The following is a 25472-nucleotide window of genomic DNA, read 5'->3' on the forward strand; positions in this document are numbered from 1 at the left end:
CGCAAAGGCCCCGAAAAATCAATGCCGCTAGGCGACTTTAGAGCCGCAGGGCGCAGGCGCCCCAGGTCAGGCCGCCGCCCATGGCCTCAAGCAGCACCATGTCGCCCTTCTTGATGCGGCCGTCTTGGATCGCGGCGTCCAGCGCCAGCGGGATGGAGGCGGCAGAGGTGTTGGCGTGCGTGGCGACGGTCGAGATCACCTTGTTCTCGTCCAGCCCCAGGCGGTCGCCCACGCCCTTGATGATGCGCTGATTGGCCTGATGAGGCACGAACCAGTCGACGTCCGAAATCTGGATGTTCGCCGCTGCACAGGCCGCGGTGATTCCCTCAGCGATATTGACGACCGCATGACGGAAGACCTGGTTTCCGGCCATGCGCAGATGCCCGACCGTGCCGGTCGTCGCAGGCCCGCCGTCGACATAGAGAAGGTCGGTCTTGGAACCGTCCGCGCGCAAAGCGAAGCCCAGCATCCCCTGATCGTCCGATGTCCCCTGCCCTTCGCGCGGCTCCAGCACGACCGCGCCGGCGCCATCGCCGAACAGGACGCAGGTGGTTCGGTCGGTCCAGTCCATCAGCCGAGTCATTTCTTCGGCCCCGATCACCAGGGCGCATTTCGACAGGCCGCGCGCCACGAAACCGTCGGCGACGCTGAGCGCATAGACGAAGCCCGAACAGACCGCCTGGACATCGAAGGCCACGCCCACGCCGGCCCCCAGCTTGCTTTGAACGATGGAGGCCACGGCCGGGAAGGTCATGTCCGGCGTGGTGGTGGCCACGATGATCAGATCGACGTCCGTCGGCGTCTTGCCGGCGTCCGCCAGAGCTTTCCTGGCCGCCTCGACCGCCAGGTCGCTGGTCGGCTGGTCGTCGCGCGCCTTGTGGCGCTGCTTGATGCCGGTGCGTTCCTGGATCCATTCGTCGGAGGTGTCGACGATCTTGGCCAGATCGGCGTTGGTGACGATCTGCTCCGGCAGGAAGGAGCCGACGCCGGTGACGACGCTGCGGGTGACGCTCACTGGACGGTTTCTCCCACGGGGGCGGCGGCCTTGGCGTGATCGAACACGGCGTCCAGCTTGCCCAGGTTGTCCCCCACCTTGCTCATATAGTCGCTGCGGGCCAGATCGACAGCGATGCGGATGGCGTTGCCGAACCCCTTGGCGTCCGCGCCGCCGTGGCTTTTCACCACGATGCCGTTCAGACCCAGCAAGGGACCGCCGTTGATGGCGCTGGGGTCGATCTTCTGACGCATCTTCTTCAGGGCCGGCATGGCGATGGCGGCGCCCAGCTTTGACTGCAGATTTGAAGTCAGGGCTTCTTTCAGCAGGGCCGAAATATAGCGAGCCGTGCCCTCGGCGGTCTTCAGGGCGATGTTGCCGGTGAAGCCGTCGGTGACAACAACATCCACCGTGCCCTTGGCGATGTCGTCGCCCTCGACGAAGCCATGATAGTTCAGGTCGAACGGGCCATCGCGCAGGATAGCATGCGCCTCCTTGACCTGTTCATTGCCCTTCATGTCCTCGGAGCCGACATTCAGCAGGCCGATGGTCGGGCGCGCCACCCCGCGCACCGCCGCCTGGAAGGCCTCGCCCATGATGGCGAACTCGATCAACTGCTCCGCGTCGCTGCCGATGTTGGCGCCCACGTCCAGAACGGCGGTATGCCCCTTGAAGGTCGGCCAGCTCGCGACGATAGCCGGCCGTTCCAGGCCGGGCGCGGACATCCGCAGGATCAGCTTGGCGATGGCCATCAAGGCGCCGGTGTTGCCGGCCGAGACCACGCCACCCGCCTCGCCCGTCTTCACGGCCTCGATGGCGTTCCACAGGCTGGAGCCCTTGCCGCGCCGCATCGCCTGGGCCGGCTTCTCGTCCATAGCCACGACCTTTTCGGTGTGTCGGATGTCGATGATGTCGGCCGCCAGGTTGCAGCGGGCCAGCTGCGCCCGGATCTGGGTCTCGTCGCCATGCAGCAGGAACCGCACGCCCTCGCCATTGTGGGCGGAGAGGTAACTGCTGATGCCGGGAACGACGACGGACGGCCCGTGATCGCCGCCCATGGCGTCAAGCGAGATCGTAACTGGGGTGGGCAAATGGACCTCGTGTGGCCGCGTCGTCTTGTCGCGCGACGCTTTCAGATTGGGCGCTGGACGATAGCGCCGACGCCGGGGGATGCAACCACCCGGTCCCTACGTCAACCTCGGCCCCGCCTCAGGCCGGATCTTCGCGATCCTTCAAGGCCTTCAGAGCGGCGAACGGCGAGATTTCACTGGGTTCTTCCGGTTGCACGAACTCCGCGCCCGGCTTGCGGGGGAACGGGTCCAGCGACAGCACCAACTGTTCGACGGCGTACTGGCCCAGGTCGATCTTGCCATCCTCGATCAGGTCGGCGCCCTCCTCGTCCAGCGTGATCTCGATCTCGTCGGTTTCCTCGGCCGCCGCCTCGGCCATCTGGATCGAGAAGCGTCGGTCAACATCGACCGGCAGCGGCTCCAGCGTCAGACCGCAGGTCTGGACGGCGTGGGCGACGACCCGGCCCCTCATCGTCCATTCGCTGGTGGAAGGCGTGGGCTTTATCTCCAGATCGACGATGAAATCCTCAAGCCGCTGCAGATCCAGGGATTGAGCGATTCGTTTGCGGGTGTCGGCGTCCGGTTCCAGCCGACGGCTCAGGCCGGCGCCGATCTGATTGATGCGAACCACGTCGCTGAAAGGCTGCGTCATGCTCATCTCGTTAAACCTCGGCCCAGGCTGGCGTCGCCAGCACGGTCTTGTAATCTTGTGCGCCCAGCGCCGACCGGCTGGCCAGGGCGTAGTCCGCCAAGGCGGCGGCGTGATCAGCTTGCGTCTCCGCATAAACGTTGCGGGCCATGGCCTCGGCCAAGGTCGTGGCGTCGCCGGCCCTTAGCGGCGCCTCATAGGCGTTCATGCGGCCATAGACCGCTTCGCCCAGCTTACGCATCTTCTTGCCCACCGAGACGTCGCCCACGCCTTCCTCGCGCAACGCATTATCCAGCGCTGATACATAGACGTCGAATACCGCCTGGGCCGCGTCGCGTCCTTGGGCCGTGTCTTCATCGCGCAAGCGCAGCACCAGCAGCAGCACGTGCAACGTATAAAGCTCGAATCGGGCGTCTATGCGGTCGGCGACGCCCAACCGCGTGTAAAAGACGGGATTTCGCGCCTGAGACACGGCCTTGGCGTAAAGATCGTCGCCGATGCGCGGCCCAGATCTGGGTTTGAACAGGTTTTTCAGCATGGGTTCCTACGGCCCCTTTTCCGCCGCGCCGTTGAACTAGGACGCAGGTCCGTCTAGGTCAAAGACCTTGTTCTCTCGCAGGCGCCCGACCATGTCCCGTTTCGTCCCGCTTCTCGCCGCCGTTTCGCTGGCCGGTTTCAGCGCCGCCTGCGCGCCCGTTATCGGCTCCAACGGCTTCCAGGCCATCGACGCCAAGCCCCAGGACGTGGTCGCCGGGACCGACACCAAGGAGACGGTGCTGGCCAAGCTGGGCTCGCCCTCGACCACCTCGACGTTCGAACCTAACCAAGTCTGGTACTACATCAGCCAGACGACCGAGAAATACACCTACAACCTGCCCAAGGTCTCCAGCCGCACTGTGACCGAGATCACCTTCGCGCCCGGCGGCGATCAGGTGGCGGCGGTGCGGACCCTGGGTCTGACCGACGGCGAGGACGTCGCGATGAACCGTAACGAGACCCCGACGCGCGGCCGCTCGCTGACGGTTCTGGAGCAACTGCTCGGCAACGTCGGTCGCGGCCAATTGCCCCGCACGGAAGACGACACGCCCGGTCAGCGCCGCCCCGACTAAGTTCGCCCGCCTCCAGACAAGCGAACGGCCCGGAGATCGTTCTCCGGGCCGTCGTTGTTTCGGAACGGCTCTAACCGACCGAGCCGCTGGCCAGCATCGCCAGCAGAAGCAGGGCGACGATATTGGTGATTTTGATCATTGGATTGACCGCCGGGCCGGACGTGTCCTTGTAGGGATCGCCGACCGTATCGCCGGTCACGGCCGCCTTGTGCGCCTCCGACCCCTTACCGTGGACGACGCCGTTCTTGTCGGTGAAGCCTTCCTCGATCACCTTCTTGGCGTTGTCCCAGGCGCCGCCGCCCGAGGTCATCGAAATGGCCACGAACAGGCCGGTCACGATCACCCCCATCAGCATGGCGCCGAGGGCGGCGAAGGCGTTGGCCTTGTCCGAAATGCTCAGCACCGCGACGAACAGAACGATAGGCGACAGCACCGGCAGCAGCGACGGCGCGATCATCTCGCGGATCGCCGCCTTGGTCAGGATGTCGACCGCCCGCCCGTATTCCGGTTTGACCTGATAGGTCATGATGCCCGGGTTCTCGCGGAACTGCCGCCGCACCTCTTCGACCACCGATTCGGCCGCCCGCCCGACCGCCATCATCGACATGCCGCCGAACAGGAAGGGCAGCAGCCCCCCGAACAGCAGACCGACGACGACGTACGGATTGGTTAGGTCGAATGCGACCTCCCCCATATTAGCGAAGAACGGATAGTCCGCCGGATTGGCCGAGAAATACTGCAGGTCCGACGTGTAGGCCGCGAACAGCACCAGCGCGCCGAGACCCGCAGAACCGATGGCGTAGCCCTTGGTCACCGCCTTGGTCGTGTTGCCGACCGCATCCAGCGCATCTGTCGAATGGCGCACCTCAGCCGGGAGGCCGGCCATCTCGGCGATGCCGCCGGCGTTGTCGGTGACGGGACCGAAGGCGTCCAGCGCCACGATCATCCCCGCCACGCCCAGCATGGTCGTTGTGGCGATGGCGATGCCGAACAGGCCCGCCAACTGGAAGCTGACGATGATGCCGACGATGATCGTGAGAGCCGGGAGAGCCGTGGCCTCCAACGACACCGCCAGACCCTGGATGACATTGGTGCCGTGACCGGAGACCGAGGCGTTGGCCACCGACCGCACCGGCCGGAAGCCCGACCCGGTGTAGTATTCCGTCACCACCACGATCGCCGCCGTCACTACCAGTCCGACCATGCCGGACCAGAACAGCGCCATGGGCTGGATCTCCAACCCGCTGGCCGTGACGATAGGCCCTGTCACCATCTGGTTGATGACCCACCAGACCGCCCCAATCGATAGGACGCCGGTCACGATCAGGCCCTGGTACAGCGCGCCCATGATGTTGCGGCTCTTGCCCAGTCGCACGAAGACGCTGCCGACGATGGAGGTGACCACGCAGACGGCGCAGATCGCCAGCGGCAGGACCATCATGACATCCACATAGGGCTGGCCTCGGAAGAAGATGGCGGCCAGCACCATGGTCGCCACCGTCGTCACCGCATAGGTCTCGAACAGGTCGGCAGCCATGCCGGCGCAGTCGCCGACGTTGTCACCGACATTGTCGGCGATGGTGGCGGCGTTGCGGGGATCGTCTTCCGGGATGCCCGCCTCGACCTTGCCTACCATGTCGCCGCCGACGTCGGCGCCCTTGGTGAAGATGCCGCCGCCCAGACGCGCGAAGATGGAGATTAGCGATGCGCCGAAGCCCAACGCCACCAGCCCGTCGATGACGTCGCGTCCGGTCGACGCCAGCCCCAAATGCTGGGTCAGCACGATATAGTAGCCCGACACCCCGATCAGGGCGCCGCCCGCCACGAACATGCCGGTGATGGCGCCCGATCGGAACGCCAGGTCCAGCCCCTTTGCCAGACCTTGGGACGCGGCCTGGGCTGTGCGGACATTGGCGCGCACGGATATCAGCATCCCTGCATAACCGGCCGCCCCGGACAAGAAGGCCCCGATCAGGAAGCCGATGGCGGCATAGACGCCGATCAGAAAATAGGCCGCGATCAGGATCAAGATCCCGACCAGACCGATGGTCAGATATTGCCGTTTCAGATAGGCGGAAGCGCCTTCCTGAATGGCCGCTGCGATCTCTCGCATCTTGTCGTTTCCGGTGCTCGCCTTCATCAGCACGGCGGTCTGAACGGCGCCGTAAAGCACCGCCAGAACGCCCGCCGCGAAGACCAGCGTAAGTGAGTTCGTCATTGGCGTTTCCATGCCCTTGCAACCAGGCGCGCAGGCCATGGGCGGCGGTCGGGCGTTGTCGCCTCTGTCCGCCTTCCGGTCCCCCCGCACGCGGCGAACGCGTCAGTGCGTCCTTTGGGATTTGCATACCAACGGTGTCACGGCGGGAGTTTCGATGCAATCACACCAGGTGGCCGTGAGAGCGACCCGCTTCAAAACAACCTGAGACCGTTGCCACTTCGCGCAGATCGTGAGACCCTTCATGAGAATGAGGTTTTGCAAATGATCTTGAATGTCGCGTTTTTCGTCGCAGCCTTAATGGTTCAAGACCAACCGGCGGCGCCCGCACCGGCTACGGCCCAACCCGCGCCCACCACGCAGGCGGCGCCTCAAAGGTCGCGTCGGATCTGCGAAACGCGCGCTCCTACCGGCCGACGGCTGCAGCAGCGCATTTGCTATACGCCTGAGCAGCACGCGGCGCTTGTCGCGGCGAAGCGCAAGGAAGCGGAAGACGTGGTGGCCGGCGGGAACACCTTAGACGAGGAAGCCAAAATCCTCGGTGGCATCTAACGCGGCGTCGGTATCCCTGTCCGGCGACGCGGTGTCTGGCTGAGCACCTGGACACGCCGGATGGAGCCGCGCCCGGAAATCGCGGCCGAAGCCGAAACAAGGGCGGCGGAAAGGGCGCGTTCATCCAATCGGGTCCAGTCGCCGGGCACGGTGAAGGGCGTGCGATGGGCGGCGCGGACCAGGGCGTCGCGAAAGAAGGCTTCCTTGGGCTTGATCTGTTCCATCGTCTTGCCGGCGCCCAGTTCCAGTCGAAGCGCGACGAAGACGTAGTTGCGAAGCCGGCCGCCGTCGATGACCGGTAGGCCCAATCCGGCGATGCTCAAGGACGCAGGCGCGGCAGGTGCGTCGCTGGAGGCGGCGGGGCGCGGCAGGCCGCCTGCAAGGGCGACGGTCCCGGCGGCTATCAGGGTTCTGCGATCCATCACGACTCTTTAGCCGATGGGCGTTAGGATTCCCTTGCCGCCTCAGCCATGGGTCCAGCCGCGACGTCTCATTTCGATCGGACGACCGTCGTGGATCGCGGTCAGGCCGGCGCCGGAAGTTACGTCGCCTATTCGCGTCAGTCGGACCAGTCGCTTCTCGGCCTCGCGACGCAGCGCCTCCTCATGGCGGGGACGGGCGGTGAAGGCGATCTCGTAGTCGTCGCCGCCGCTGGCCAGGTCTTCCAACGACAGTTGAGCATCGACGCGGTCGTCGAACCACGCCTGGGCGGCGGCCGACAGCGGCAGAACGTTCAGGTTAAGGGTGACGCCGACGCCGCTGACGTGGGCGATATGGCCCAGGTCCGCCGCCAGACCATCGGACACATCCACCGATGCCGTCGCGAACTCTCGGATCGCCTGTGCGAAATCCAGGCGCGGCGTCGGCGTCCGGTAGCGGTCGATCAGAGCCGCGAGACGCACCTCGTCCAGCGACAGTTCACCCCGCGCCGCCCGCAGGCCCAGAAACCCATCGCCGATGGCGCCGGTGACGAAGACCAGATCCCCCACCTGCGCCCCCGCCCGCGAAACCGCCGCGCCCGCCGACACCCAGCCCAGGGCAGTCAGGGAGAAGCTGGCCGGTCCCGGCGTCCTGACCGTGTCGCCGCCCAGCAGGGCCACGCCGAACCTGGCCTGATCCTCGGCCAGACCCGCCGCAAAGGCTTCGCGCTCTGGCCAGCCGCAGCGTTCCGGCCAGAAGCAGGACAGCAGATAGCCGAACGGCTCGGCGCCCTTGGCCGCCAAGTCCGACAGATTCACCCGCAGCAGCTTCCTGGCCACGGTATTCATCGGATCGTCGGGCAGGAAATGCACGCCCTCGACCATGGCGTCCTTGGTCAGGACGAGGTCATGGCCGGGACGCGACGGCAACACAGCCACGTCGTCCATAAGCCCCCTCGCCCACTCGGGATGGGCCAGGGGCCTCAGCAGCCTCTCGATCGTCTCGAACTCGCCCGCGACGTCGAGCGCGGGCATTATTTGCGCGTGTCTTTGGCTACGCCGTCCAGCGCGGCGTTGACGAAGCGCGCCTCGGCGTCGTCGAAGAAGGCCTTGGCCAGCTCGACGTATTCGTCGATCACGACCTCGCGCGGCGTCTCGGGGTGTTTCATCAGCTCCCAGGCGCCCGACCGCAGAAGGGCGCGCAGGGTGGCGTCGATCCGCTCCAGCTTCCAGTTGGAGGCCAGGCGCGCCTTGATGGCGGCGTCGATATCGCGCTGGCTTTCGATCACGCCGCGCACGATGTCTGCGAAATAGGCCTCGTCGGCCTCGGCCAGGGCCTCGCCCTCGATGTCGGCGTCGAAGCGGAAGTTGGAGAATTCGGTGATCACCGTCTCCACGCCCTCGCCCGCAAGCTCCATCTGATAGAGCGCCTGCACGGCGGCGAGACGCGACACGGTTCGGGCGCGGCGCTGTTTGGAGGTCAGATTCGGCTCGGCGCGCTGCCTTTGGGCTTCGGCGAGTTGTTCGAGGACGGCTTTTACGCTGTTCGGTTCAGTCATGCGCCGACGCCTACGCGCAATCGCTTCTTCAAGGCAATCAGTTCCAGACAGGCTTTCGCCGCCCCGCCCCCCTTATCCCCTTCCGACAACCGCGCCCGATACCAGGCCTGATCCTCGTCCTCGGTCGTCAGCACGCCGTTGCCAATGGCCAGACCCTTGACCCCCAGGGCCATGATGCCGGCCGCCGACTGATCCGAGACGATCTCGAAATGATAGGTCTCGCCGCGGATGACCGTGCCGAGCGCGACATAGCCGTCATAGCGTGGCGCGGTCGGGAAGCGTCCCGCCTCTTCGGCCATGGCGATCGCGGGAGGGATTTCCAGCGCGCCGGGCACGGTGATCACGTCGAAGTCGGCGCCGCGCGCCTTCAGCGTCTCCTTGGCGCCCTCGAGAAGGGCGTCCGCCAGCTCGTCATAGAACCGAGCCTCAACGATCAGAATACGGGGGGCTTCGCTCACGCCTTGGTCTCTCCATCCATGTCCCGCCAGCCGACGATGCGCAGGCCGTAGCCTTCCAGCGCGGTTGGTTCGGGTCGGGTCGAACTCATCACGATCATGTCCTTGACGCCCAGGTCCAGCAGGATCTGCGCCCCGACTCCGTAAGCCCGCAGCGACCGATCCACCGCCGTTGGCCGGTCCGCCCCCGCCAGCCGCTCGGCCAGCGATGTCAGCGACGGGTCGCGCAGGAACACGACCACGCCGGGGCCCTCATGGTCGGTGATCTGGCGCAGGGCGCTGGGCACATAATCCTGGCGCGCCTCCACGTGACCCAGCAGGTCGCAGGCGAAATCGACCTGATGCATCCGCACCAGGGTCGGCTTGGACGGGTCGATCCGGCCGTGGACCAGGGCGACGTGTTCGGCCCCCTCGATGGTGTTCTTGTACAGCATCAGGCGGAACGGTCCGCCGTGCACACTGTCGAACGGGGTGTCCATAATCCGCTCGACGAAGCGTTCTGTGCGGCGGCGATAGGCGATCAGATCGGCGATGGTGCCGATCTTCAGCCCATGCAGTTGGGCGAAGGCCACCAGATCGGGCATCCGCGCCATCTCGCCGTCGTCCTTGATGATCTCGCAGATCACCCCGGCGGGCGTCAGGCCGGCCATGCGGCTGATGTCCACGGCCGCCTCGGTGTGGCCAGCGCGGACCAAAACGCCGCCATCGCGCGCCACCAGGGGGAAGATGTGGCCGGGTGAGACGATGTCGTCCATGCCCTTGGACGCATCGGTCGCCACATGGATGGTGCGCGAGCGGTCGGCGGCGGAGATGCCGGTCGTGACGCCCTCCTTGGCCTCGATGGAGACGGTGAAGGCCGTCTTCATGCTCTCGCGATTGTCGGCGGCCATCGGCGGAAGGCGCAGTTGCTGCGCCCGCTCGGCCGTCAGGGCCAGGCAGACCAGGCCCCGCGCCTGGCGGATCATGAAGTTGATCTGGTCCGGCGTGGCGAACTGGGCGGGGATGATGATGTCCCCCTCATTTTCGCGGTCCTCGGCGTCCACCAAGATGTAGGGACGGCCGTTGCGGGCGTCCTCCAGGATGTCCTCGATCGGACTGATTGGGCTGTCGTTCACATTGGCGGCCGGGACTTGCATCATGCCGTCTCCTGCCACCGCGCGAGGTAACGCGCCAGCATGTCGATCTCCAGATTGACCAGATCGCCGACCTTGAGCTCCCCCAGCGTCGTCACCGCCCAGGTGTGGGGGATGATGTTCAGCCAGAAGACCTGCCCCTCGACCGCGTTAACGGTCAGGGACACGCCATCAACGGTGATCGAACCCTTGCCGGCGATATAGCGATGCAAAGGGGACGGAGCCTCGACCCCGATCCGGTGCGATCCGCCCTCCGGCGTGATGGAAACGATGCGTCCCAAGCCGTCGACGTGTCCTGAAACGACATGGCCGCCCATCTCGTCGCCCAGTTTTGCCGCCCGTTCCAGGTTGACGCTGTCCCCCACGGCCCAGGAGCCAAGCGTGGTCTTGGACAAGGTCTCGTTCGACACCTCGACGGCGAACCAGCCCCCATTCTCGTCCAAGCCCTTCTCCGTCACAGTCAGGCAGCAGCCCGCATGACTGATGGAGGCGCCCAGGTCTATGCCTGCGGTGTCCCAGGCCGTCTCGATCTCATAGCGCAGGTCGCGGTCGGTCTCGCGAACGTCGCGGACGCGGCCGATGTCGGTGACGATGCCGGTGAACATTTGGCGTTGGCCCCTTTCGGACCCCGAAAACACAGTCTGAATAGTCTCAATCGTCTGAAATCGACATCACAGACGGACGTAGCGTTCCCACAGATCGGCGCCTACGGGCTCAACGCCCAGGCGACGGAACTTGGGGGCGTCGGACAGCTTTGCAAGAGCCAAGGCGGCGACGCAGGGCCGCCCCTCCCCTCCCAGCAGCATGGGCGCGCGGAACCATTCCAACGCATCGACGGCCTTGGCGCGCAGGAAGGACGCCGCGACCTGCCCGCCGCCCTCGATCAGAACCGAGGTCACGCCAGCGTCTTTCAGGGCCTTCAGCACAGCGGGGATGGCCGGACGGCCGTCTTCCGCTTCAACCCGCCGCACCTTGGCCGACCCGATGGCTTGGGGCTCGGCGGAGGTCAGGATCAGGGTGTTCTCGCCAGCGACCTTCGCTGTGCAAGGCGTCCGAAGCCGGCTGTCCAGCACAACCCGCAACGGCTGGTCCACGGCGCGGCCCGGCAGGCGGGCGGTCAGTTCGGGATCGTCGTGCAGCACCGTCGCCACGCCGACCAGAATGGCGTCATGGGCGGCGCGCAGCCTGTGGCCCTCCAGCCGCGCCGCCTCGCCGGTGATCCACTGGCTTTCACCCGAGGCCGTGGCGATCCGCCCGTCCAGCGAGGTCGCCAGTTTCAGGGTGACCCGCATCAGACCTTGCCGGTCGGCTCGTCCAACCCTTCGTCGCCCAGGAATTTTGCGAAATCGCCGGTGTGGCGGAAATCCTTATAGACCGAGGCGTAGCGGACATAGGCCACCTCATCCACGCCCTTCAGCGCCTTCATGATGAAGTCGCCGACGGTGCTGGACGGGATTTCCGTTTCGCCCAGACTTTCCAACTGGCGGACGATCCGGTTGACCATCTGCTCGACCTGATCGGCCTGGACCGGGCGTTTGCGCAGGGCCACGCCTAAAGAGCGTTCCAACTTGTCGCGTTCGAACGGGGTGCGTCGTCCGTTGCGCTTCAAGATGACCAGTTCGCGCAACTGGACGCGCTCGAAGGTCGTGAAGCGGCCGTTGCAGTTGGGACAGGACCGGCGGCGACGAATGGCCGAGCCGTCGTCCGACGGTCGGCTATCCTTAACCTGCGTATCCTGATGACCGCAAAACGGGCACTTCATCAGCGGCTTACCCGTAGATTGGGAAGCGATGCGTCAACTCGCGCACCTGAGCAGCGACACCAGCGACCACGGCCGGATCGGCTTCGTCGCCGCCGTTCATCGACGAGACGACGTCGGCGATCCAGTGACCGATCTGTTTGAACTCTTCTTCGCCGAAGCCGCGCGTGGTGCCTGCGGGGGCGCCCAGGCGGACGCCCGAGGTGACGGTGAAGGGCGCAGTGTCGAACGGCACGCCGTTCTTGTTGCAGGTCATCAGCGCCTTTTCGAGTTCATGCTCGGTCGCCTTGCCGGTCACACCCTTTGGCCGCAGGTCGACCAGGGCCAGGTGGCTGTCCGTGCCGCCCGAGACGATGGCCAGACCGCGCTCGATCAGCACGCCGGACAGGGCCTGGGCGTTCTTGACGATCTGTTGGGCATACAGCTTGAACTCGGGCTTCAGCGCCTCGCCGAAGGCCACGGCCTTGGCGGCGATGACGTGTTCCAGCGGGCCGCCCTGCAGGCCGGGGAAAACGGCCGAGTTGATCTTCTTGCCCAGATCAACGTCGTTAGACAGGATCATGCCGCCGCGCGGGCCGCGCAGGGTCTTGTGCGTCGTGGTCGTCACGACGTGGGCGTGCGGGATCGGGTCGGGATAGGCGCCCCCGGCGATCAGACCGGCATAGTGGGCCATATCGACCATCAGATAGGCGCCGACCGAATCTGCGATCTCGCGGAAGCGCTTGAAGTCGATGTGGCGCGAATAGGCGCTGGCGCCCGCCAGGATCAGCTTGGGCTTCTCCTTCTCGGCCATTTCGGCGACGTGATCGTAGTCGATCAGGTGGGTGTCTTCGCGAACCTTGTAGGTCACGGGGCGGAACCACTTGCCCGACTGGTTGGCTGGTGAACCGTGCGTCAGGTGTCCGCCGCAGGCCAGATCCATGCCCAGGAAGGTGTCGCCGGGCTGCAGCAGGGTGAAGAAGACGGCCTGGTTGGCCTGGGCGCCAGAGTGAGGCTGGACGTTGGCGAAGGCGGCGCCGAACAGCTTCTTCGCCCGCTCGCGCGCAAGATCCTCGGTGATGTCGACGAACTCGCAGCCGCCGTAATAGCGGCGACCGGGATAGCCTTCCGCATATTTGTTCGTCAGGACAGAGCCTTGCGCGTCCAGCACAGCCTGGGAGACGATGTTCTCGGAGGCGATCAGTTCGATCTGTTCGCGCTGACGGCCCAGTTCACCCTGGATGCCCTTGAAGACGTCCGGGTCGGCGTCAGCGAGCGTTTTGGTGAAATAGGCGTCGTGAGTGAAGGCCGTCACGCTGAAATCCCCGCAAATCAGAAGCTGGCCTATCTATCCCCAGCCGCGCGCGACCACAACATCTTGTGGCGCGGCGTTCAATGAATGGCCTGCGCCCGCTAGACTGTCGAAGTCTGTGGCACCCGCCACTCGCGCCGAAGCGCGCCATAGACCACCATGTCGCACAGCCCCTTGTGGGTCGTCTCGTGCTCCCTCAGACAGCCCTCCCGCACTAGGCCGAGGCTTTCGGCCAGAGCGATGGACGCGACATTCTCGGCGTCGATTTCCGCATAGACCCGTCGGCGGCCCTCGCGCGCGAAAAGATAGGAAATCAGGGCAGTCATACACTCCTTGGCCGCCCCACGACCCTGATGGTCGATGACCGTGACATAGCCGACTTCGAACACGCCCTCGTCTCGACCGGGAAAGGCGACGTATCGACCGGCGACGGCCCCTGTGGTTCGATCCACGGCGATCCAGCTGCGGCCTGGCCATGTCGGATCGGTCAGCCAGTCCGCCAGTTCCGCCTCGCTGCCGAACGCGCCGCGCGACATGTAGAGACACTGGGCGTCGTCGGACAGGGTGGGAAACAGCGCCGTTGCGTCCTGGCGAACCAGCTTCCGCATTTCGAAACGGGGTGTGTCGAGGGTGGGCGTATCAAGCATCGTCGTGTTCGAACCAGCGAGCGTGACGCGGGCTATGTCGCCAAGGCGCGTCGCAACTTGGCGATCGCCACCCGTTCGACGGACTTCGGCTCGTTCACCGGGCCCATGGCGCTGACCTCGCGGCCGGTGGCGACGTGGATGGCCGAGCATTTGACGTAGGGGCCGTTACGGGTGAACTCGACGATGACCTCACCGAGGTCGTCGCCGGTCGTCATGCGGCGACGGGACGGCGCGCCACGTTGCAGTGGGCGAACAGCTTGTCCATCGCCTGGACCAGATGGTCCATCATGGCGTCGGTGTGGTTCGGCGAGGGTGTGAAGCGCAGGCGCTCGGTTCCCTTGGGCACGGTCGGATAGTTGATCGGCTGAACATAGACGCCGTATTCATCCAGCAGCATGTCCGAGATCATCTTGCAGTGGATCGGATCGCCCACATGCACAGGCACGATGTGGCTCTCGCTTTCCATCACCGGAATGCCGGCAGCGGCGAAGCGAGCCTTCAGCGTCGCGGCGCGTTCCTGATGTTTTTCACGCAGTTCCGGATGGCTTTTCAGGTGACGCACAGAGGCTAGCGCCCCCGCCGTCAGGGCCGGCGGCAGGCTGGTGGTGAAGATGAAGCCCGAAGCCCAGCTGCGGACCGCGTCCACGATCACGGCGTCGGCCGCGATATAGCCGCCCATCACGCCGATGGCCTTGCCCAAAGTGCACTCGATGATGTCGATCTGGTTCAGAACGCCGTCGCGTTCGGCCACGCCCGCGCCCGTGCGTCCATACAGGCCAACGGCGTGCACCTCGTCGAGATAGGTCATGGCGCCGTATGTCTTGGCCAAGGCGATGGTGCCGGCCAGGTCGGCGATGTCGCCGTCCATCGAATAGACGCTCTCGAATGCGATCAGCTTGGGCGCGTCGGCGGGCGCGGCGGCCAGCAGGCTTTCCAGATGCGCCAGGTCGTTGTGCATGAACACATGACGCTCGCCCCCGCCATGGCGGATGCCGGCGATCATGGAGGCGTGGTTCACCGAGTCGGAGAAGACGATCAGGCCGGGCAGAATCTTCTGAAGCGTCGACAGCGTCGCCTCATTGCCCACATAGCCCGATGTGAAGAGCAGCGCCGCTTCCTTCTGGTGCCAGTCGGCCAGCTCGGCCTCCAGGTCCACCGCCGAACGGGTCGTGCCGGAAATGTTGCGGGTGCCGCCGGCGCCGGCGCCCACGGCGTCGATCTCTTCGTGCATAGCCGACAGCACCGCGTCGTGCTGGCCCATGCCGAGATAGTCGTTGGAGCACCAGATGACGACATCCTGTTCGGACCCATCTTCACGGCGACGCACGGCGAGCGGGAACTGGCCACGCACGCGCTTGAGATCGGCGAAGACGCGATAGCGTCCTTCGCTGCGAACCTGCTCCACGGAGCGGTTGAAGGCGGCCTTGTAATCGAACAACGCGGAGTCTTTCGCTTATGGCGACGGCTGAACGTTTTCTGCTCTCCCCGCGCCGCCTTGTCCATGTCCGCGACATGGACAAAACGACCCAAACCGTTAATTGATAACGGTTCTCACTAGCCTGAGCGGGTTAGCCCGGCTTGCGGAAGCGATAGACGAATTGGTCTGTCCTGCCGCGAATCCTCTCGTCGAAGACGTTCAGGCTGTGATCGTCGGCCGGGTTGGCGACGGCTGTGCTTTCGCCCTCATAGACAAATCCGGCCGCCTGGACCTCGCGCTTCAGATAGTCGCCTTCGATCCGGTGCAGGGTCTGGACCGCCGAAACGCCGGTTCCCGGCGCGGCCTGGTGGTCGATCAGGATGTAGCGACCACCCGGCCTCAGGGCGGCGAAGGCGGCGGCGTTCATCCGGGCGACGTCGGTGTTGAAACCGGGGATGTGGAAGTCGTGGTACTCCTGGCTCATGAAGATCATGTCCAGCGGCTCGGCGAAGGTCATGGAGTCCAACAGGCCGTTGACCCGCGCCACGTTCGGATAGGCAGCGGCCAGGGCGTCGGCACCCGCGTTTTCGCGCGCCATCGTCCGCTCGGGCACGAAGGCGTAGACGCGGCCAGTCGGGCCGACGACGTCGGAGAACAGGCGGGTGAAATAGCCGGAGCCGGGGCGGATGTCGGCGACCTTGTCGCCGGGCGCCAGCTGGGCGAAGGCCAGCATCTCGGCCGGATGACGCAGCGCATCGCGCGCCACCTCTTCGGCGGGACGCCTGGGGTCGGCGAAGGCCTCGGCGTACAGGTCGGCATAGCCTGCGGGTTCGGCGTCAGCCGCTGCCTGATCTGCCCTCAAGGCATAATCCGAAGCCGATCTGACGACCGTGCGCTCCCCACCGTCCGAGTCGATGATGATACAGCCGGATAGGCCCGCCGCCGAAGCCAAGGCCGTCACGTTCGTCGCCAATTTCCAGATCATCGCCGTCTCCCTTGATTGTCGCGATAGGCCCGCATTTCACCGATCCGCGCAAGCGGCGATCACGACCGAAACGATCCGACGCATCTCGCGATTTGCGCCGTTCGCCCTGCGGCGCTAGTCCCACGCCAGATTTCGCAAGGTCACGCCATGCTTCCGTATCAGCCCGCCCCCTTCCCGCTCGCCCGGCCGCGCCGCCTGCGCGCCAGCTCATGGGTGCGCCGCCTGGTGGCCGAAACCACCCTGACGCCGGCCGATCTGATCTGGCCGCTGATCGTGCATGACGGGGTGGAGGATCGTGTTCCGGTCGCCTCCATGCCCGGCGTGTTTCGGCTTTCGCCCAAGGCGGCCGCGGCTGCGGCGGTCCAGGCGCGTGACCTCGGCATTCCGATGGTGGCTCTGTTCCCCAATGTCGATGGCGCGATCAAGGATGCGGTCGGCACCGGGGCGACCGATCCCGACGGCCTGATCCCCGACTGTATTAAGGCGATCAAGGACGCTGCTCCCGAGATCGGCGTCATGACCGACGTGGCGCTGGACTGCTACACCGACCACGGGCACGACGGGGTGATGGAGGGAGAGCGGGTTTTAAACGACGCTTCGCTGGACCGCCTGGCAGAACAGGCCTTCATTCACGCCCACGCCGGAGCCGACGTCGTGGCGCCTTCCGACATGATGGACGGGCGCATCCAGGCGGTGCGCGAAGCGCTGGAGGCCAATGGATTTCAGGACACGCTGATCCTGTCCTACGCGGCCAAGTTCGCCTCGGCCTTCTATGGCCCCTACCGCGACGCCGTGGGGTCGTCCGCCATGCTGAAGGGCGACAAGAAGACCTATCAGATGGACTACGCCAACTCCGACGAGGCGCTGAAGGAGGTGGCCATGGACCTGTCGGAAGGCGCCGATGCGGTGATGGTCAAGCCGGGGATGCCCTATCTGGACATCGTGCGCCGGGTTTCGGAAACCTTCCGCGTGCCCACCTTCGCCTATCAGGTGTCGGGCGAGTATGCGATGATGCAGGCCTCCATCGCCAATGGCTGGCTGAATCAGGATCGTGCCATTCTGGAGACCCTGCATGGATTCAAGCGGGCCGGTTGCGCGGGCGTCCTGACCTATTTCGCCCCCCAGGCCGCGCGTTTGCTGGGCCGATGACCGTCGAGATTCGGCCGGTCACGGACGCCGACTGGCCGGGGCTCTGGCCGATCATCGAGGCCGTCACGCGCGCGGGCGAGACCTACACCTATCCGCTGGACATGACCGAGGCGCAGGCGCGCGGGTTTTGGACGCCGTCGGCTCCCGGCGGAACCCTGGTCGCGGTCGAGGACGGTCGGGTGCTGGGCGCCGCCAAGATCATCCCGAACCAGCAGGGAAACGGCGCCCACGTCGCCAACGGCAGTTTCATGGTCGCGCCCCAGGCGCGCGGACGCGGCGTGGCCCGCGCCCTGGGCGAGGCCGCCCTAGCCTTCGCCCGCGACGCCGGATTCAAGGCCATGCAGTTCAATGCGGTCGTGGAAACCAATACAGTCGCCGTCGCCCTGTGGCGAAAGCTTGGCTTCGACATCGTCGGGACGGTCCCCGAAGCGTTCGATCACCCGACGCACGGCCTGGTCGGGCTGCACGTCATGTATCGGCGCCTCTGAACCATCAGTTGCGAGGCTGCAGCCGCGCCGCCAGGCTGGAAGTGTCCCAGCGATTTCCGCCGATGCCCTGCACCTCGGCGTAGAACTGGTCGACCAGAGCCGTCAGGGCCAGTTTGGCGCCGTTCGACCGCGCCTCGTCGAGCACCAGACCCAGATCCTTGCGCATCCAGTCGACGGCGAAACCGAATTCGAACTCGCCCCTAGCCGCCGTCTTCCAGCGGTTGTCCATCTGCCAGCTCTGCGCCGCGCCCTTCGACACGGCCTCATAGGCGGCGTCGGTGTCGAGACCCGCGACCTGTGCGAAATGCACCGCCTCGGCCAGGCCCTGGACCACGCCGGCGATGGCGATCTGGTTGACCATCTTGGTCAGTTGGCCCGATCCCGCCGGCCCCATGTGTTTGATCGCCTTGGAATAGGCGTTCAGGGCGGGCTCCACCCTAGCCAGAGCCTCGGCGTCCCCGCCCGCCATGACGCTGAGCTGGCCGTTTTCAGCCCCGGCCTGACCGCCCGACACGGGGGCGTCCACGAAGCGGCGCCCCTGCCCCGCCGCCAGATCGGCCATCTCGCGCGCCAACTTGGCCGACGTGGTCGTGTGGTCGACGATGACGGCGCCCTCGGCCAAATGCGGCACGGCCTCGGTCACAACCGCGCGCACATCGTCGTCATTGCCGACGCACAGGACGAACAGGTCCACGCCTCGTACCGCCTCGGCCACGGTCATCGCAGCCCGCCCGCCGGTCGCGGCGGCCCAGGCCTGGGCCTTCGCGGGCGTGCGATTGAAGCCGGTCACGTCGTAGCCCGCCTGAACCAGATGACGCGCCATGGGGGCGCCCATAACGCCCAGGCCGGCGAAAGCGATCTTCATGTCAGGCTCCTGAAAGCGTTTGCGTCGGACTAGGCCGCGTCGCGGCGGCGTTCAAGGTCAACGCGCGGTTAACCTTGCCGGGTCAGAATGGGACACCACTCCTCGGGATGCATATCCATGTCCGTGAGCGATCGTCCGATCCTCATCAAGAAGGTCAAGAAGGTCTCCGGCGGGGGCCACCATGGCGGCGCGTGGAAGGTGGCCTATGCGGACTTCGTCACCGCAATGATGGCCTTCTTCCTACTGATGTGGCTGATCAACGCGACCGACCCCGAGCAGAAGAAGGGCATCGCCGAATATTTCGCACCGGCCAGCGTATCGGAGACCACCTCAGGCTCGGGCGGCATCCTGGGCGGTACGGCGTTGGGTGACGACGGCCCCAAGAGTTCCGGCTCCCAATCCGTGCTGCAGCAACTGGCGCCCGAGGCGCCGGCGACCGATCAGACTGGACCCAGCGCCAACCTATCCTCGGCCAGCGACGCCGCGCTCCAGGCCGAAATGCAGAAGCGCGAGGCGGCCGAATTCGCCAGCGCAGCCGAATCCCTGCGTCAGGCCATGCAGTCGATGCCGGAACTGGCCGAACTGTCCAAACAACTGATCGTGGACCAGACGCCGGAGGGCCTGCGCATCCAGCTGGTCGATCAGGAAGGTCGGTCCATGTTCGACAACAACTCCGCCCGCCCCAACGCACGGGCCCAGGTGCTGCTACGAGCGGTGTCCAAGGTCATCAATCAACTGCCCAATCGCATCTCCATCACCGGCCACACGAGCGCCACGGCCGGCTCCAATCGCGCCAGCGCGCCGGCGGACTGGAGCCTGTCGTCACAACGCGCCAACGCCTCGCGTCTGGTGCTGCAATCGGCCGGGGTCGACGCCGACCGTATCTATTCGGTGGCGGGCAAGGCGGGTTCCGATCCGCTTTATCCCGACGACCCCAGCCTGGCCGGCAACCGGCGGATCGCCATCGTCCTGCTGCGTGAGGCGCCCGTCCTGCCCACGGACACCTCGCTGTGACCCGCCCGGCTGCAACGCCGACGCTTGCAGCCGGCCCGCGAATGACGGCAAATCGCGCCATGAGCCTGATGTCGCAAAATCGGCAAGATCGGATGCGGACCTGAGGCCGTGACCCAGCACGTTCCGACACGACAGCTTCGCTTCTTCATGACCTCGGTGGCGCCCTGCCCCTATCTGCCCGGCAAGACCGAGCGGAAGGTGTTCGCCAACCTGCCCTTTTCCGACGGCGCCCACGTCAACGACGAACTGACCCTGGCCGGATTTCGCCGCAGCCAGAACATCGCCTATCGCCCGGCGTGCGAGGCCTGCGACGCCTGCGTTTCTGTGCGGCTGCCCGCACCGCGCTTCGACTTCAGTCGGTCGCAGCGCAAGGTGCTGGCCCGCAACGAGGACCTGTCGCGCGCCCTGGTCGAGGCCGAGGCCACCACCGAGCAGTTCCAACTGCTGCGTCGCTATCTGACGACCCGCCACCCGACCGGCGGCATGAGCGACATGGGCTGGCTGGACTATGTCGCCATGGTCGAGGACACGGCCGTCCGCACCCATCTGATCGAATACCGCCTGCCCTCCACCGATGGCGGGCCGGGCGATCTGGTCGCCGTGACCCTGACGGACCTGCTGAAGGACGGCCTGTCGATGGTGTACAGCTTCTACGATCCGACGATGGATCGGCGCAGCTTGGGACGGTTCGCCATCCTGGATCATGTCCGCCAGGCCGCGATCGTGGGCCTGCCCTATGTCTATCTGGGCTACTGGGTCAGGGGCTCGGCCAAGATGGACTACAAGGCCGACTTCCGCCCGATGGAGATGCTGGGCAAGCTGGGCTGGACCCCGCTGGAGGATCAGGCGACCTGACGGCCGCCTACCTGAACTTCCTGAGGCCGCGCGGGCCCTGACGACCGGCGCCGGCGCGTTTGCCCAGCCAGTCTTTCCAGTCAGGCCAATTGCGACGACGCCCGCCTCCGTCCGCCCATTCCGGCCCCTGCTCGGCGCTGAACACCGCGACATCGGCCAGACCGCCTTGTTTGAAGTTCTGCAGCTTGACACCCTTGCCGCGGCCCATCTCGGGCAGTTCCGCCAAGGGGAAGATCAGCGTCTTGATATTCTCGCCGATGGTGGCGATGTGGTCGCCCGTCACCCGCAGCATGGCCAGCATTTCGCCGTTCAGAACCTGTTTGCCGCCCCGCTTCTGGGCCAGGGTGTCGTCTTCCGGCGCGATGAAGCCGTAACCGGCCTTGGACGCGATCAGCAATTTTGCGCCCGGCTGGTGCGCCAACACGGCGATGATCTCGGCCTTCTCATCCAGATCGATCATCAGGCGCAGCGGCTCGCCATGCCCACGACCGGACGCCAGTTTGTCGGCGCCGATCGTGAAGATGCGCCCGTCCGAGGCCCCGACCAGCAGTTTGTCGGTCGTATAGGCCGGGACCAGATAGGCCAGTTGGTCGCCTTCCTTGAACTTCAGTTCCGATGGATCCTCGACCTTGCCCTTTGCGGCGCGAATCCAGCCGCGTTCCGACAGGATGACGGTGATGGCCTCGCGCGGGATGAAGGCCTCGGGAGCGACAAAGGCGGACGCATCCACAGCGTCGGCGATCAGGGTCCGGCGCGGGGAAATCAGCGCCTTGCGAACCGCCTCCAGTTCCTTGGAAATCGCCTTCCACTGCTTGCCTTCCGACGACGTCAGCGCCTTCAGGTTGGCCAGTTCGTCCGACAGTTCTTTGAATTCCTTTTCGATCGTCATCTCTTCCAGACGCGCCAACTGACGCAGCCGGGTGTCGAGGATGAAGTCGGCCTGAACCTCGGTCAGACCAAACCGCGCGATCAGGACGGCCTTGGGCTGTTCTTCCTCGCGGACGATGCGGATGACCTCGTCCAGATTCAGGAAGACGATCCGCAGACCTTCCAACAGGTGCAGCCGCTTCTCAACCCGCGCGATCCGCCATTCCGAACGGCGGTTCAGCACTTCGCGGCGGTGATCCAGGAAGGCCCGCAGACAATCCTTCAGCCCCATGACGCGCGGCGTGCCGCTGGCGTCCAGCACGTTCATGTTGATCGGGAAGCGGACCTCCAGATCGGACAGTTTGAACAGGCTTTCCATCAGCATCTCGGGCTCGATGGTGCGGTTCTTCGGCTCCAGGATCAGGCGGATGTCTTCGGCCGACTCGTCGCGCACATCGCCCAGCAGCGGCGCCTTCTTGTGCTCGATCAGGTCCGCCAACGCCTCGATCAGGCGCGACTTCTGCACCTGATAGGGCATCTCGGTGATGATGATCTGATAGGCGCCGCGATCCAGCTTCTCCTCGACCCATTTGGCGCGCAGTCGCACCCCGCCCCGGCCCGTCTCATAGGCGTCCAGAATCGAGGCGGCGCCTTCAACAGACACGCCGCCCGTGGGGAAGTCGGGACCGGGAACCAGTTGCACAAGTTCGGCGGTCGTCGCCTCGGGCCGCTCCAGCAATAGCTGGCAGGCGTCGATCAGTTCGCCGACATTGTGCGGCGGGATCGAGGTGGCCATGCCGACCGCGATGCCGGATGACCCATTGGCCAGCAGATTCGGGAATCCGGCCGGCAGGACGACCGGCTCTTCGTCCTGATCGTCATAGGTCGGGCGGAAATCGACGGCGTCCTGATCGATGCCGTCCAGCAGCAACACGGAGGCGGGCGTCAGCTTGCACTCGGTATAGCGCATGGCCGCGGCGCTATCGCCGTCGATATTGCCGAAGTTGCCCTGACCATCGACCAGCGGATACCGCTGGGCGAAATCCTGGGCCAGGCGCACCAGGGCCTCATAGATCGAGGCGTCGCCGTGCGGGTGGTATCCGCCCATGACCTCACCCACGACCTTGGCGCATTTGCGCGCCGCAGCCTGCGGGTTCAGCCGCATCTGGTGCATGGCGTACAGGATGCGCCGGTGCACAGGCTTGAAGCCATCGCGCACGTCAGGCAGGGCGCGGTTGGTGATGGTCGACAGGGCGTAGGCCAAATAGCGGCGGCTGAGCGCCGTCTCCATCGGCTCGTCGATGATGCGGCCGCCTTCCGGCGGCGGGGCGTGGATCGTCATGGCTCTGCGAATCGGGGATCGGAAGCGATAAGTCTAGCCCGCCCGGCCGCAGTTTGGGGGATAAGCCGACGCGGAGGGTGACCGAAAGTCTGCGCCGTTCGTATGAAGTCACACACTCTGCGTCAGGCCGTCCGATGATCCTGTTCCTGCTGTCCTATCTCGCCGGTGTTCTGACCATCGTCAGCCCCTGCATCCTGCCCGTTCTGCCGTTCGTGTTCGCTCGGGCGGGCCGGCCGTTCTTGAGAAACGGCTTTCCGCTGCTTGTCGGCATGGCCGTCACCTTCGCCGGGGTCGCCACCCTGGCGGCCCTGGGCGGCGGCTGGGCTGTGCGGGCCAATGCGGTCGGGCGCTGGATCGCCCTGGCCGTCATGGGCGTACTGGGCCTCAGCCTGTTATTCCCCGCCCTGGGTGATCGGCTGACGCGCCCGTTCGTGGCGGCGGGGTCCTGGCTGACGGACAAGGCCGAGCGGCATGGCGGAGACCAGGGCGACGTGCGGGCCTCCCTGTTGCTGGGCGTGGCCACGGGGCTGCTGTGGGCGCCGTGCGCGGGTCCGATCCTGGGATTGATCCTGACCGGCGCAGCGCTTCAGGGCGCGGGCGTGGGCACGACGGTCCTGCTGCTGGCCTATGCAGCGGGGGCAGCGACGTCGCTGGCCCTGGCCCTGCTGGTCGGGGGGCGGGTGTTCAAGGCTATGAAGGGCGCGCTGGGCGTTGGCGAATGGGTGCGCCGGGGCCTGGGTGTTCTGGTCATGATCGGCGTTGTCGTGATCGGCCTGGGAGCCGACACCGGCTTGCTGACCCGTATTTCGGTTGGCAGCACGGGCCGGATCGAACAGGCGCTGCTGGGCGGGATCGGTCGTGGGATGCCGACGAACGCCGCGCCGACGAACCTGGCCGATCTGCCGGTCGAGGGCGTGATGCCGCCGCTGACCGGCGCCACGACCTGGATCAACACCCCGCCGCTGACGACCGAGCAGTTGCGCGGCAAGGTGGTGGTGGTCGATTTCTGGACCTACTCCTGCATCAATTGCATCCGCTCCATCCCCTACGTCCGCGCCTGGGCCGAGAAGTACAAGGATCAGGGGCTGGTGGTGATCGGCGTCCATACGCCCGAGTTCGCCTTCGAGAAGTCCGAGGCGAATGTGCGTCAGAACATTCGGCGGCTGGGCATCGCCTATCCGGTGGCGATGGACAATGATTTCGCCGTCTGGCGCGCGTTCAGGAACCAGTATTGGCCCGCCCACTATTTCATCGACGCCAAGGGCCAGATTCGCCACCATCACTTCGGCGAAGGCGACTACGCCGGATCCGAGCGCGTCATCCAGCAACTGCTGAAGGAGGCCGGCGCGGCCGGTGTCGCCAATGATGTGGTCAGGGTTCAGGCCAGCGGGGCCGAAGCGGCCGCCGACATGGGACAGGTCGGCTCGCCCGAAACCTATGTCGGTTATGCCCGCGCCGAAAACTTCCGCTCGCCCGGCGGCCTGGGCCGCGACATCGTCAAGACCTATGCGGGCGCGCCGTTGCAACTGAACGACTGGAGCCTGGTGGGCGACTGGCGGGTCACGCGCGAACACGCCGATCTGCAGAACCCTGGCGGTCGCGTCGCTTTCCGGTTCAAGGCGCGCGACCTGCATCTGGTCATGGGCCCCAGCCAGACCGGCGCCACGCCCCGATTCCGCGTCACCATCGACGGCGCCGCCCTGGGCGTCGACGCCGGTTCGGACATCGACGCCCAGGGCCTGGGCCGCATTCAGGGTGAAAGGCTCTATCAGTTGATCCGCCAGGCGGGGCCGGTGCGCGAACGCACCTTCGAGATCGAGTTCCTTGACCCCGGCGTTCAGGTCTTCGCCTTCACCTTCGGCTAAAGCCGGCCGGCCTCGGCCAACTTGTCCAGCATCCAGACGCGGGCGGGCGGCAGAGGCCGGTTCTGGGGGTGGAACACGAACTGCTCCAGGAAGTGGCCGGTCAGGTCGAACCCGGCCCGAACATCGCCCTCGATCAACCCCGCCTGCGCGCCCAGCATGAAGGGCGGCAGCGCCAGCATCTTGTCGGCATAAGGAGCGCCGGCGTCACGGCTGACCGCCCGGCCGGTGCGGGGACTGACATAGATCAGGTCATCCGCCGTGCCGGTCGCCGCACATTTCGACAGGTCCAGACCAAAACCCAGATCCTCCAGCAGCCCGGCCTCGAACCGTACGAAGATGGCGGGCCAGACATCCGGCAGGGCGAAGGCCGTCATCAAGGCCTCGAACGCCAGGAAGACGCCGGGATGCGGCTCGCGCTCCGGCAAGGCGCCCTGCGCCACCCCGGCTGCGGCCGCCAGGCCTGTCAGGGCCAGGGCGTCGTCGAACAGGGCGCTGGGGCCCTCCCCCACAGGTTCCAGCCGCGCAGCGCCCAGATGGTCCGCTGTGCGCGCCCGGTAGTCCGCCACCACCCGCGCCCCTGCCTGCAGAAAGGGCCGCATCTTGCGCGACGCGCCACCCGCCACATAGGCCGAACGCCTTCCGTGCCCCTCGGTCAGCAGGTCGACAACCGCGCCCGTATCGCCGTGGACGCGGGCCGACAGAATATAGGCCTCTTCGTGGAAATCCATCGCCACGACTTAGCGCGGCCCCGCGAAGTTGGCCATACGTTCCGC

28 protein-coding genes are annotated in these 25472 nt (G+C 65.9%); 7 read left to right on the forward strand and 21 right to left on the reverse strand.

Annotated features, from left to right (window positions below):
- Positions 1-37: 37 nt before the first annotated feature.
- From KZX42_RS01825 to KZX42_RS01840, 4 genes are all read right to left on the reverse strand, one after another.
- On the reverse strand, positions 38-1015 hold the full coding sequence (locus KZX42_RS01825) for a beta-ketoacyl-ACP synthase III (protein WP_248116523.1): 978 nt from the start codon (positions 1013-1015) through the stop codon (positions 38-40).
- Positions 1012-2085 carry a phosphate acyltransferase PlsX gene (gene plsX, locus KZX42_RS01830; protein WP_282438745.1) on the reverse strand — a complete coding sequence of 358 codons (1074 nt, stop codon included), beginning with the start codon at positions 2083-2085 and terminating at the stop codon, positions 1012-1014. The genes KZX42_RS01825 and plsX overlap by 4 nt, the downstream gene beginning before the upstream one ends.
- Before the next feature lie 118 nt (positions 2086-2203).
- Positions 2204-2716 carry a DUF177 domain-containing protein gene (locus tag KZX42_RS01835; RefSeq protein ID WP_248116524.1) on the reverse strand — a complete coding sequence of 171 codons (513 nt, stop codon included), beginning with the start codon at positions 2714-2716 and terminating at the stop codon, positions 2204-2206.
- A gap of 10 nt (positions 2717-2726) precedes the next feature.
- The gene (locus KZX42_RS01840; RefSeq protein WP_248116526.1) at positions 2727-3251 is read right to left on the reverse strand and encodes a ubiquinol-cytochrome C chaperone family protein; all 525 of its coding nucleotides are present in this window, start codon (positions 3249-3251) and stop codon (positions 2727-2729) included.
- Positions 3252-3342: 91 nt separating this feature from the next.
- On the opposite strand from KZX42_RS01840, the gene bamE reads away from it, so the two are divergent.
- Positions 3343-3822: an outer membrane protein assembly factor BamE gene (bamE, locus tag KZX42_RS01845; protein ID WP_248116528.1), complete on the forward strand. Its 480-nt coding sequence runs from the start codon at positions 3343-3345 to the stop codon at positions 3820-3822.
- 70 nt (positions 3823-3892) lie between these two features.
- Here bamE and KZX42_RS01850 read toward each other — a convergent pair whose 3' ends face one another.
- Positions 3893-6040 (reverse strand): sodium-translocating pyrophosphatase, encoded by a 2148-nt coding sequence (locus KZX42_RS01850; protein ID WP_248116530.1) that lies wholly within the window; start codon positions 6038-6040, stop codon positions 3893-3895.
- A 261-nt stretch (positions 6041-6301) separates the two neighbouring features.
- Between KZX42_RS01850 and KZX42_RS01855 the strand changes: the two genes are divergently transcribed.
- Positions 6302-6589, forward strand: coding sequence for a hypothetical protein (locus KZX42_RS01855; RefSeq protein WP_248116532.1), 288 nt, complete (start codon positions 6302-6304; stop codon positions 6587-6589).
- Here KZX42_RS01855 and KZX42_RS01860 read toward each other — a convergent pair.
- From KZX42_RS01860 to KZX42_RS01920, 13 genes are all read right to left on the reverse strand, one after another.
- Positions 6586-7011, reverse strand: a complete 426-nt coding sequence (locus tag KZX42_RS01860; RefSeq protein ID WP_248116534.1) for a hypothetical protein — start codon at positions 7009-7011, stop codon at positions 6586-6588. The two genes, KZX42_RS01855 and KZX42_RS01860, sit on opposite strands and share 4 nt — an antisense overlap.
- A gap of 42 nt (positions 7012-7053) precedes the next feature.
- Positions 7054-8043: a thiamine-phosphate kinase gene (thiL, locus tag KZX42_RS01865; protein ID WP_248116536.1), complete on the reverse strand. Its 990-nt coding sequence runs from the start codon at positions 8041-8043 to the stop codon at positions 7054-7056.
- Positions 8043-8567, reverse strand: coding sequence for a transcription antitermination factor NusB (nusB, locus tag KZX42_RS01870; RefSeq protein ID WP_248116538.1), 525 nt, complete (start codon positions 8565-8567; stop codon positions 8043-8045). Before nusB ends, thiL begins: the two co-directional genes overlap by 1 nt.
- Positions 8564-9025, reverse strand: a complete 462-nt coding sequence (gene ribH / locus KZX42_RS01875) for a 6,7-dimethyl-8-ribityllumazine synthase (RefSeq protein ID WP_248116540.1) — start codon at positions 9023-9025, stop codon at positions 8564-8566. The genes nusB and ribH overlap by 4 nt, the downstream gene beginning before the upstream one ends.
- On the reverse strand, positions 9022-10161 hold the full coding sequence (gene ribB, locus KZX42_RS01880; RefSeq protein WP_248116542.1) for a 3,4-dihydroxy-2-butanone-4-phosphate synthase: 1140 nt from the start codon (positions 10159-10161) through the stop codon (positions 9022-9024). Before ribB ends, ribH begins: the two co-directional genes overlap by 4 nt.
- A complete protein-coding gene (locus KZX42_RS01885; protein WP_248116544.1) occupies positions 10158-10760 on the reverse strand; it encodes a riboflavin synthase in 603 nt (200 codons plus the stop codon). The genes ribB and KZX42_RS01885 overlap by 4 nt, the downstream gene beginning before the upstream one ends.
- 66 nt (positions 10761-10826) lie before the next feature.
- The gene (locus KZX42_RS01890; protein ID WP_248116546.1) at positions 10827-11447 is read right to left on the reverse strand and encodes a RibD family protein; all 621 of its coding nucleotides are present in this window, start codon (positions 11445-11447) and stop codon (positions 10827-10829) included.
- The gene (nrdR, locus tag KZX42_RS01895) at positions 11447-11917 is read right to left on the reverse strand and encodes a transcriptional regulator NrdR (RefSeq protein ID WP_248116548.1); all 471 of its coding nucleotides are present in this window, start codon (positions 11915-11917) and stop codon (positions 11447-11449) included. Before nrdR ends, KZX42_RS01890 begins: the two co-directional genes overlap by 1 nt.
- Before the next feature lie 7 nt (positions 11918-11924).
- The gene (glyA, locus tag KZX42_RS01900; RefSeq protein ID WP_292046249.1) at positions 11925-13208 is read right to left on the reverse strand and encodes a serine hydroxymethyltransferase; all 1284 of its coding nucleotides are present in this window, start codon (positions 13206-13208) and stop codon (positions 11925-11927) included.
- 98 nt (positions 13209-13306) lie between these two features.
- Positions 13307-13852 (reverse strand): GNAT family protein, encoded by a 546-nt coding sequence (locus tag KZX42_RS01905; protein WP_248116550.1) that lies wholly within the window; start codon positions 13850-13852, stop codon positions 13307-13309.
- A 32-nt stretch (positions 13853-13884) separates the two neighbouring features.
- Positions 13885-14067 carry a hypothetical protein gene (locus KZX42_RS01910; RefSeq protein WP_248116552.1) on the reverse strand — a complete coding sequence of 61 codons (183 nt, stop codon included), beginning with the start codon at positions 14065-14067 and terminating at the stop codon, positions 13885-13887.
- Entirely contained in the window at positions 14064-15290 is a 1227-nt protein-coding gene (hemA, locus tag KZX42_RS01915; protein ID WP_248116554.1) for a 5-aminolevulinate synthase, read from the reverse strand. The genes KZX42_RS01910 and hemA overlap by 4 nt, the downstream gene beginning before the upstream one ends.
- Positions 15291-15420: 130 nt before the next feature.
- Complete coding sequence (locus tag KZX42_RS01920) at positions 15421-16131, reverse strand: hypothetical protein (protein WP_248116556.1); 711 nt, start codon at positions 16129-16131, stop codon at positions 15421-15423.
- A 270-nt stretch (positions 16132-16401) separates the two neighbouring features.
- Here KZX42_RS01920 and hemB point away from each other — a divergent pair, with 270 nt between their 5' ends.
- Together hemB and KZX42_RS01930 are read left to right on the forward strand one after the other, a co-directional pair.
- Positions 16402-17403 carry a porphobilinogen synthase gene (hemB, locus tag KZX42_RS01925; RefSeq protein WP_248116558.1) on the forward strand — a complete coding sequence of 334 codons (1002 nt, stop codon included), beginning with the start codon at positions 16402-16404 and terminating at the stop codon, positions 17401-17403.
- Positions 17400-17891 (forward strand): GNAT family N-acetyltransferase, encoded by a 492-nt coding sequence (locus KZX42_RS01930; protein ID WP_248116559.1) that lies wholly within the window; start codon positions 17400-17402, stop codon positions 17889-17891. The genes hemB and KZX42_RS01930 overlap by 4 nt, the downstream gene beginning before the upstream one ends.
- 4 nt (positions 17892-17895) lie before the next feature.
- On the opposite strand, the gene KZX42_RS01935 is transcribed toward KZX42_RS01930, so the two are convergent.
- Entirely contained in the window at positions 17896-18756 is an 861-nt protein-coding gene (locus tag KZX42_RS01935) for an NAD(P)-dependent oxidoreductase (protein ID WP_248116561.1), read from the reverse strand.
- A gap of 117 nt (positions 18757-18873) precedes the next feature.
- Here KZX42_RS01935 and KZX42_RS01940 point away from each other — a divergent pair, with 117 nt between their 5' ends.
- The gene (locus KZX42_RS01940; protein WP_248116563.1) at positions 18874-19770 is read left to right on the forward strand and encodes a flagellar motor protein MotB; all 897 of its coding nucleotides are present in this window, start codon (positions 18874-18876) and stop codon (positions 19768-19770) included.
- Between the two features lie 108 nt (positions 19771-19878).
- Positions 19879-20625: an arginyltransferase gene (locus KZX42_RS01945; RefSeq protein WP_248116565.1), complete on the forward strand. Its 747-nt coding sequence runs from the start codon at positions 19879-19881 to the stop codon at positions 20623-20625.
- A 7-nt stretch (positions 20626-20632) separates the two neighbouring features.
- Here KZX42_RS01945 and parC read toward each other — a convergent pair whose 3' ends face one another.
- Positions 20633-22834: a DNA topoisomerase IV subunit A gene (gene parC, locus KZX42_RS01950; protein WP_248116567.1), complete on the reverse strand. Its 2202-nt coding sequence runs from the start codon at positions 22832-22834 to the stop codon at positions 20633-20635.
- 134 nt (positions 22835-22968) lie between these two features.
- Between parC and KZX42_RS01955 the strand changes: the two genes are divergently transcribed.
- Positions 22969-24699 (forward strand): cytochrome c biogenesis protein DipZ, encoded by a 1731-nt coding sequence (locus tag KZX42_RS01955; protein WP_248116570.1) that lies wholly within the window; start codon positions 22969-22971, stop codon positions 24697-24699.
- Here the strand turns inward: KZX42_RS01955 and recO are convergent.
- Positions 24696-25427, reverse strand: coding sequence for a DNA repair protein RecO (recO, locus tag KZX42_RS01960; protein WP_248116572.1), 732 nt, complete (start codon positions 25425-25427; stop codon positions 24696-24698). The two genes, KZX42_RS01955 and recO, sit on opposite strands and share 4 nt — an antisense overlap.
- Between the last annotated feature and the right edge of the window lie 45 nt (positions 25428-25472).

Source organism: Brevundimonas sp. EYE_349 (assembly GCF_023147505.1).
Lineage (GTDB): Bacteria > Pseudomonadota > Alphaproteobacteria > Caulobacterales > Caulobacteraceae > Brevundimonas.

Bases quoted from the DNA above. Each gene is read 5' to 3' on its own strand.
- KZX42_RS01835 (WP_248116524.1), bottom strand. From the start codon at position 2,716: ATGACGCAGCCTTTCAGCGACGTGGTTCGCATCAATCAGATCGGCGCC.
- KZX42_RS01840 (WP_248116526.1), bottom strand. From the start codon at position 3,251: ATGCTGAAAAACCTGTTCAAACCCAGATCTGGGCCGCGCATCGGCGAC.
- bamE (WP_248116528.1), top strand. From the start codon at position 3,343: ATGTCCCGTTTCGTCCCGCTTCTCGCCGCCGTTTCGCTGGCCGGTTTC.
- KZX42_RS01850 (WP_248116530.1), bottom strand. From the start codon at position 6,040: ATGACGAACTCACTTACGCTGGTCTTCGCGGCGGGCGTTCTGGCGGTG.
- KZX42_RS01855 (WP_248116532.1), top strand. From the start codon at position 6,302: ATGATCTTGAATGTCGCGTTTTTCGTCGCAGCCTTAATGGTTCAAGAC.
- KZX42_RS01860 (WP_248116534.1), bottom strand. From the start codon at position 7,011: ATGGATCGCAGAACCCTGATAGCCGCCGGGACCGTCGCCCTTGCAGGC.
- thiL (WP_248116536.1), bottom strand. From the start codon at position 8,043: ATGCCCGCGCTCGACGTCGCGGGCGAGTTCGAGACGATCGAGAGGCTG.
- nusB (WP_248116538.1), bottom strand. From the start codon at position 8,567: ATGACTGAACCGAACAGCGTAAAAGCCGTCCTCGAACAACTCGCCGAA.
- ribB (WP_248116542.1), bottom strand. From the start codon at position 10,161: ATGATGCAAGTCCCGGCCGCCAATGTGAACGACAGCCCAATCAGTCCG.
- KZX42_RS01885 (WP_248116544.1), bottom strand. From the start codon at position 10,760: ATGTTCACCGGCATCGTCACCGACATCGGCCGCGTCCGCGACGTTCGC.
- KZX42_RS01890 (WP_248116546.1), bottom strand. From the start codon at position 11,447: ATGCGGGTCACCCTGAAACTGGCGACCTCGCTGGACGGGCGGATCGCC.
- nrdR (WP_248116548.1), bottom strand. From the start codon at position 11,917: ATGAAGTGCCCGTTTTGCGGTCATCAGGATACGCAGGTTAAGGATAGC.
- KZX42_RS01905 (WP_248116550.1), bottom strand. From the start codon at position 13,852: ATGCTTGATACGCCCACCCTCGACACACCCCGTTTCGAAATGCGGAAG.
- KZX42_RS01910 (WP_248116552.1), bottom strand. From the start codon at position 14,067: ATGACGACCGGCGACGACCTCGGTGAGGTCATCGTCGAGTTCACCCGT.
- hemB (WP_248116558.1), top strand. From the start codon at position 16,402: ATGCTTCCGTATCAGCCCGCCCCCTTCCCGCTCGCCCGGCCGCGCCGC.
- KZX42_RS01930 (WP_248116559.1), top strand. From the start codon at position 17,400: ATGACCGTCGAGATTCGGCCGGTCACGGACGCCGACTGGCCGGGGCTC.
- KZX42_RS01935 (WP_248116561.1), bottom strand. From the start codon at position 18,756: ATGAAGATCGCTTTCGCCGGCCTGGGCGTTATGGGCGCCCCCATGGCG.
- KZX42_RS01940 (WP_248116563.1), top strand. From the start codon at position 18,874: ATGTCCGTGAGCGATCGTCCGATCCTCATCAAGAAGGTCAAGAAGGTC.
- parC (WP_248116567.1), bottom strand. From the start codon at position 22,834: ATGACGATCCACGCCCCGCCGCCGGAAGGCGGCCGCATCATCGACGAG.
- KZX42_RS01955 (WP_248116570.1), top strand. From the start codon at position 22,969: ATGATCCTGTTCCTGCTGTCCTATCTCGCCGGTGTTCTGACCATCGTC.
- recO (WP_248116572.1), bottom strand. From the start codon at position 25,427: ATGGATTTCCACGAAGAGGCCTATATTCTGTCGGCCCGCGTCCACGGC.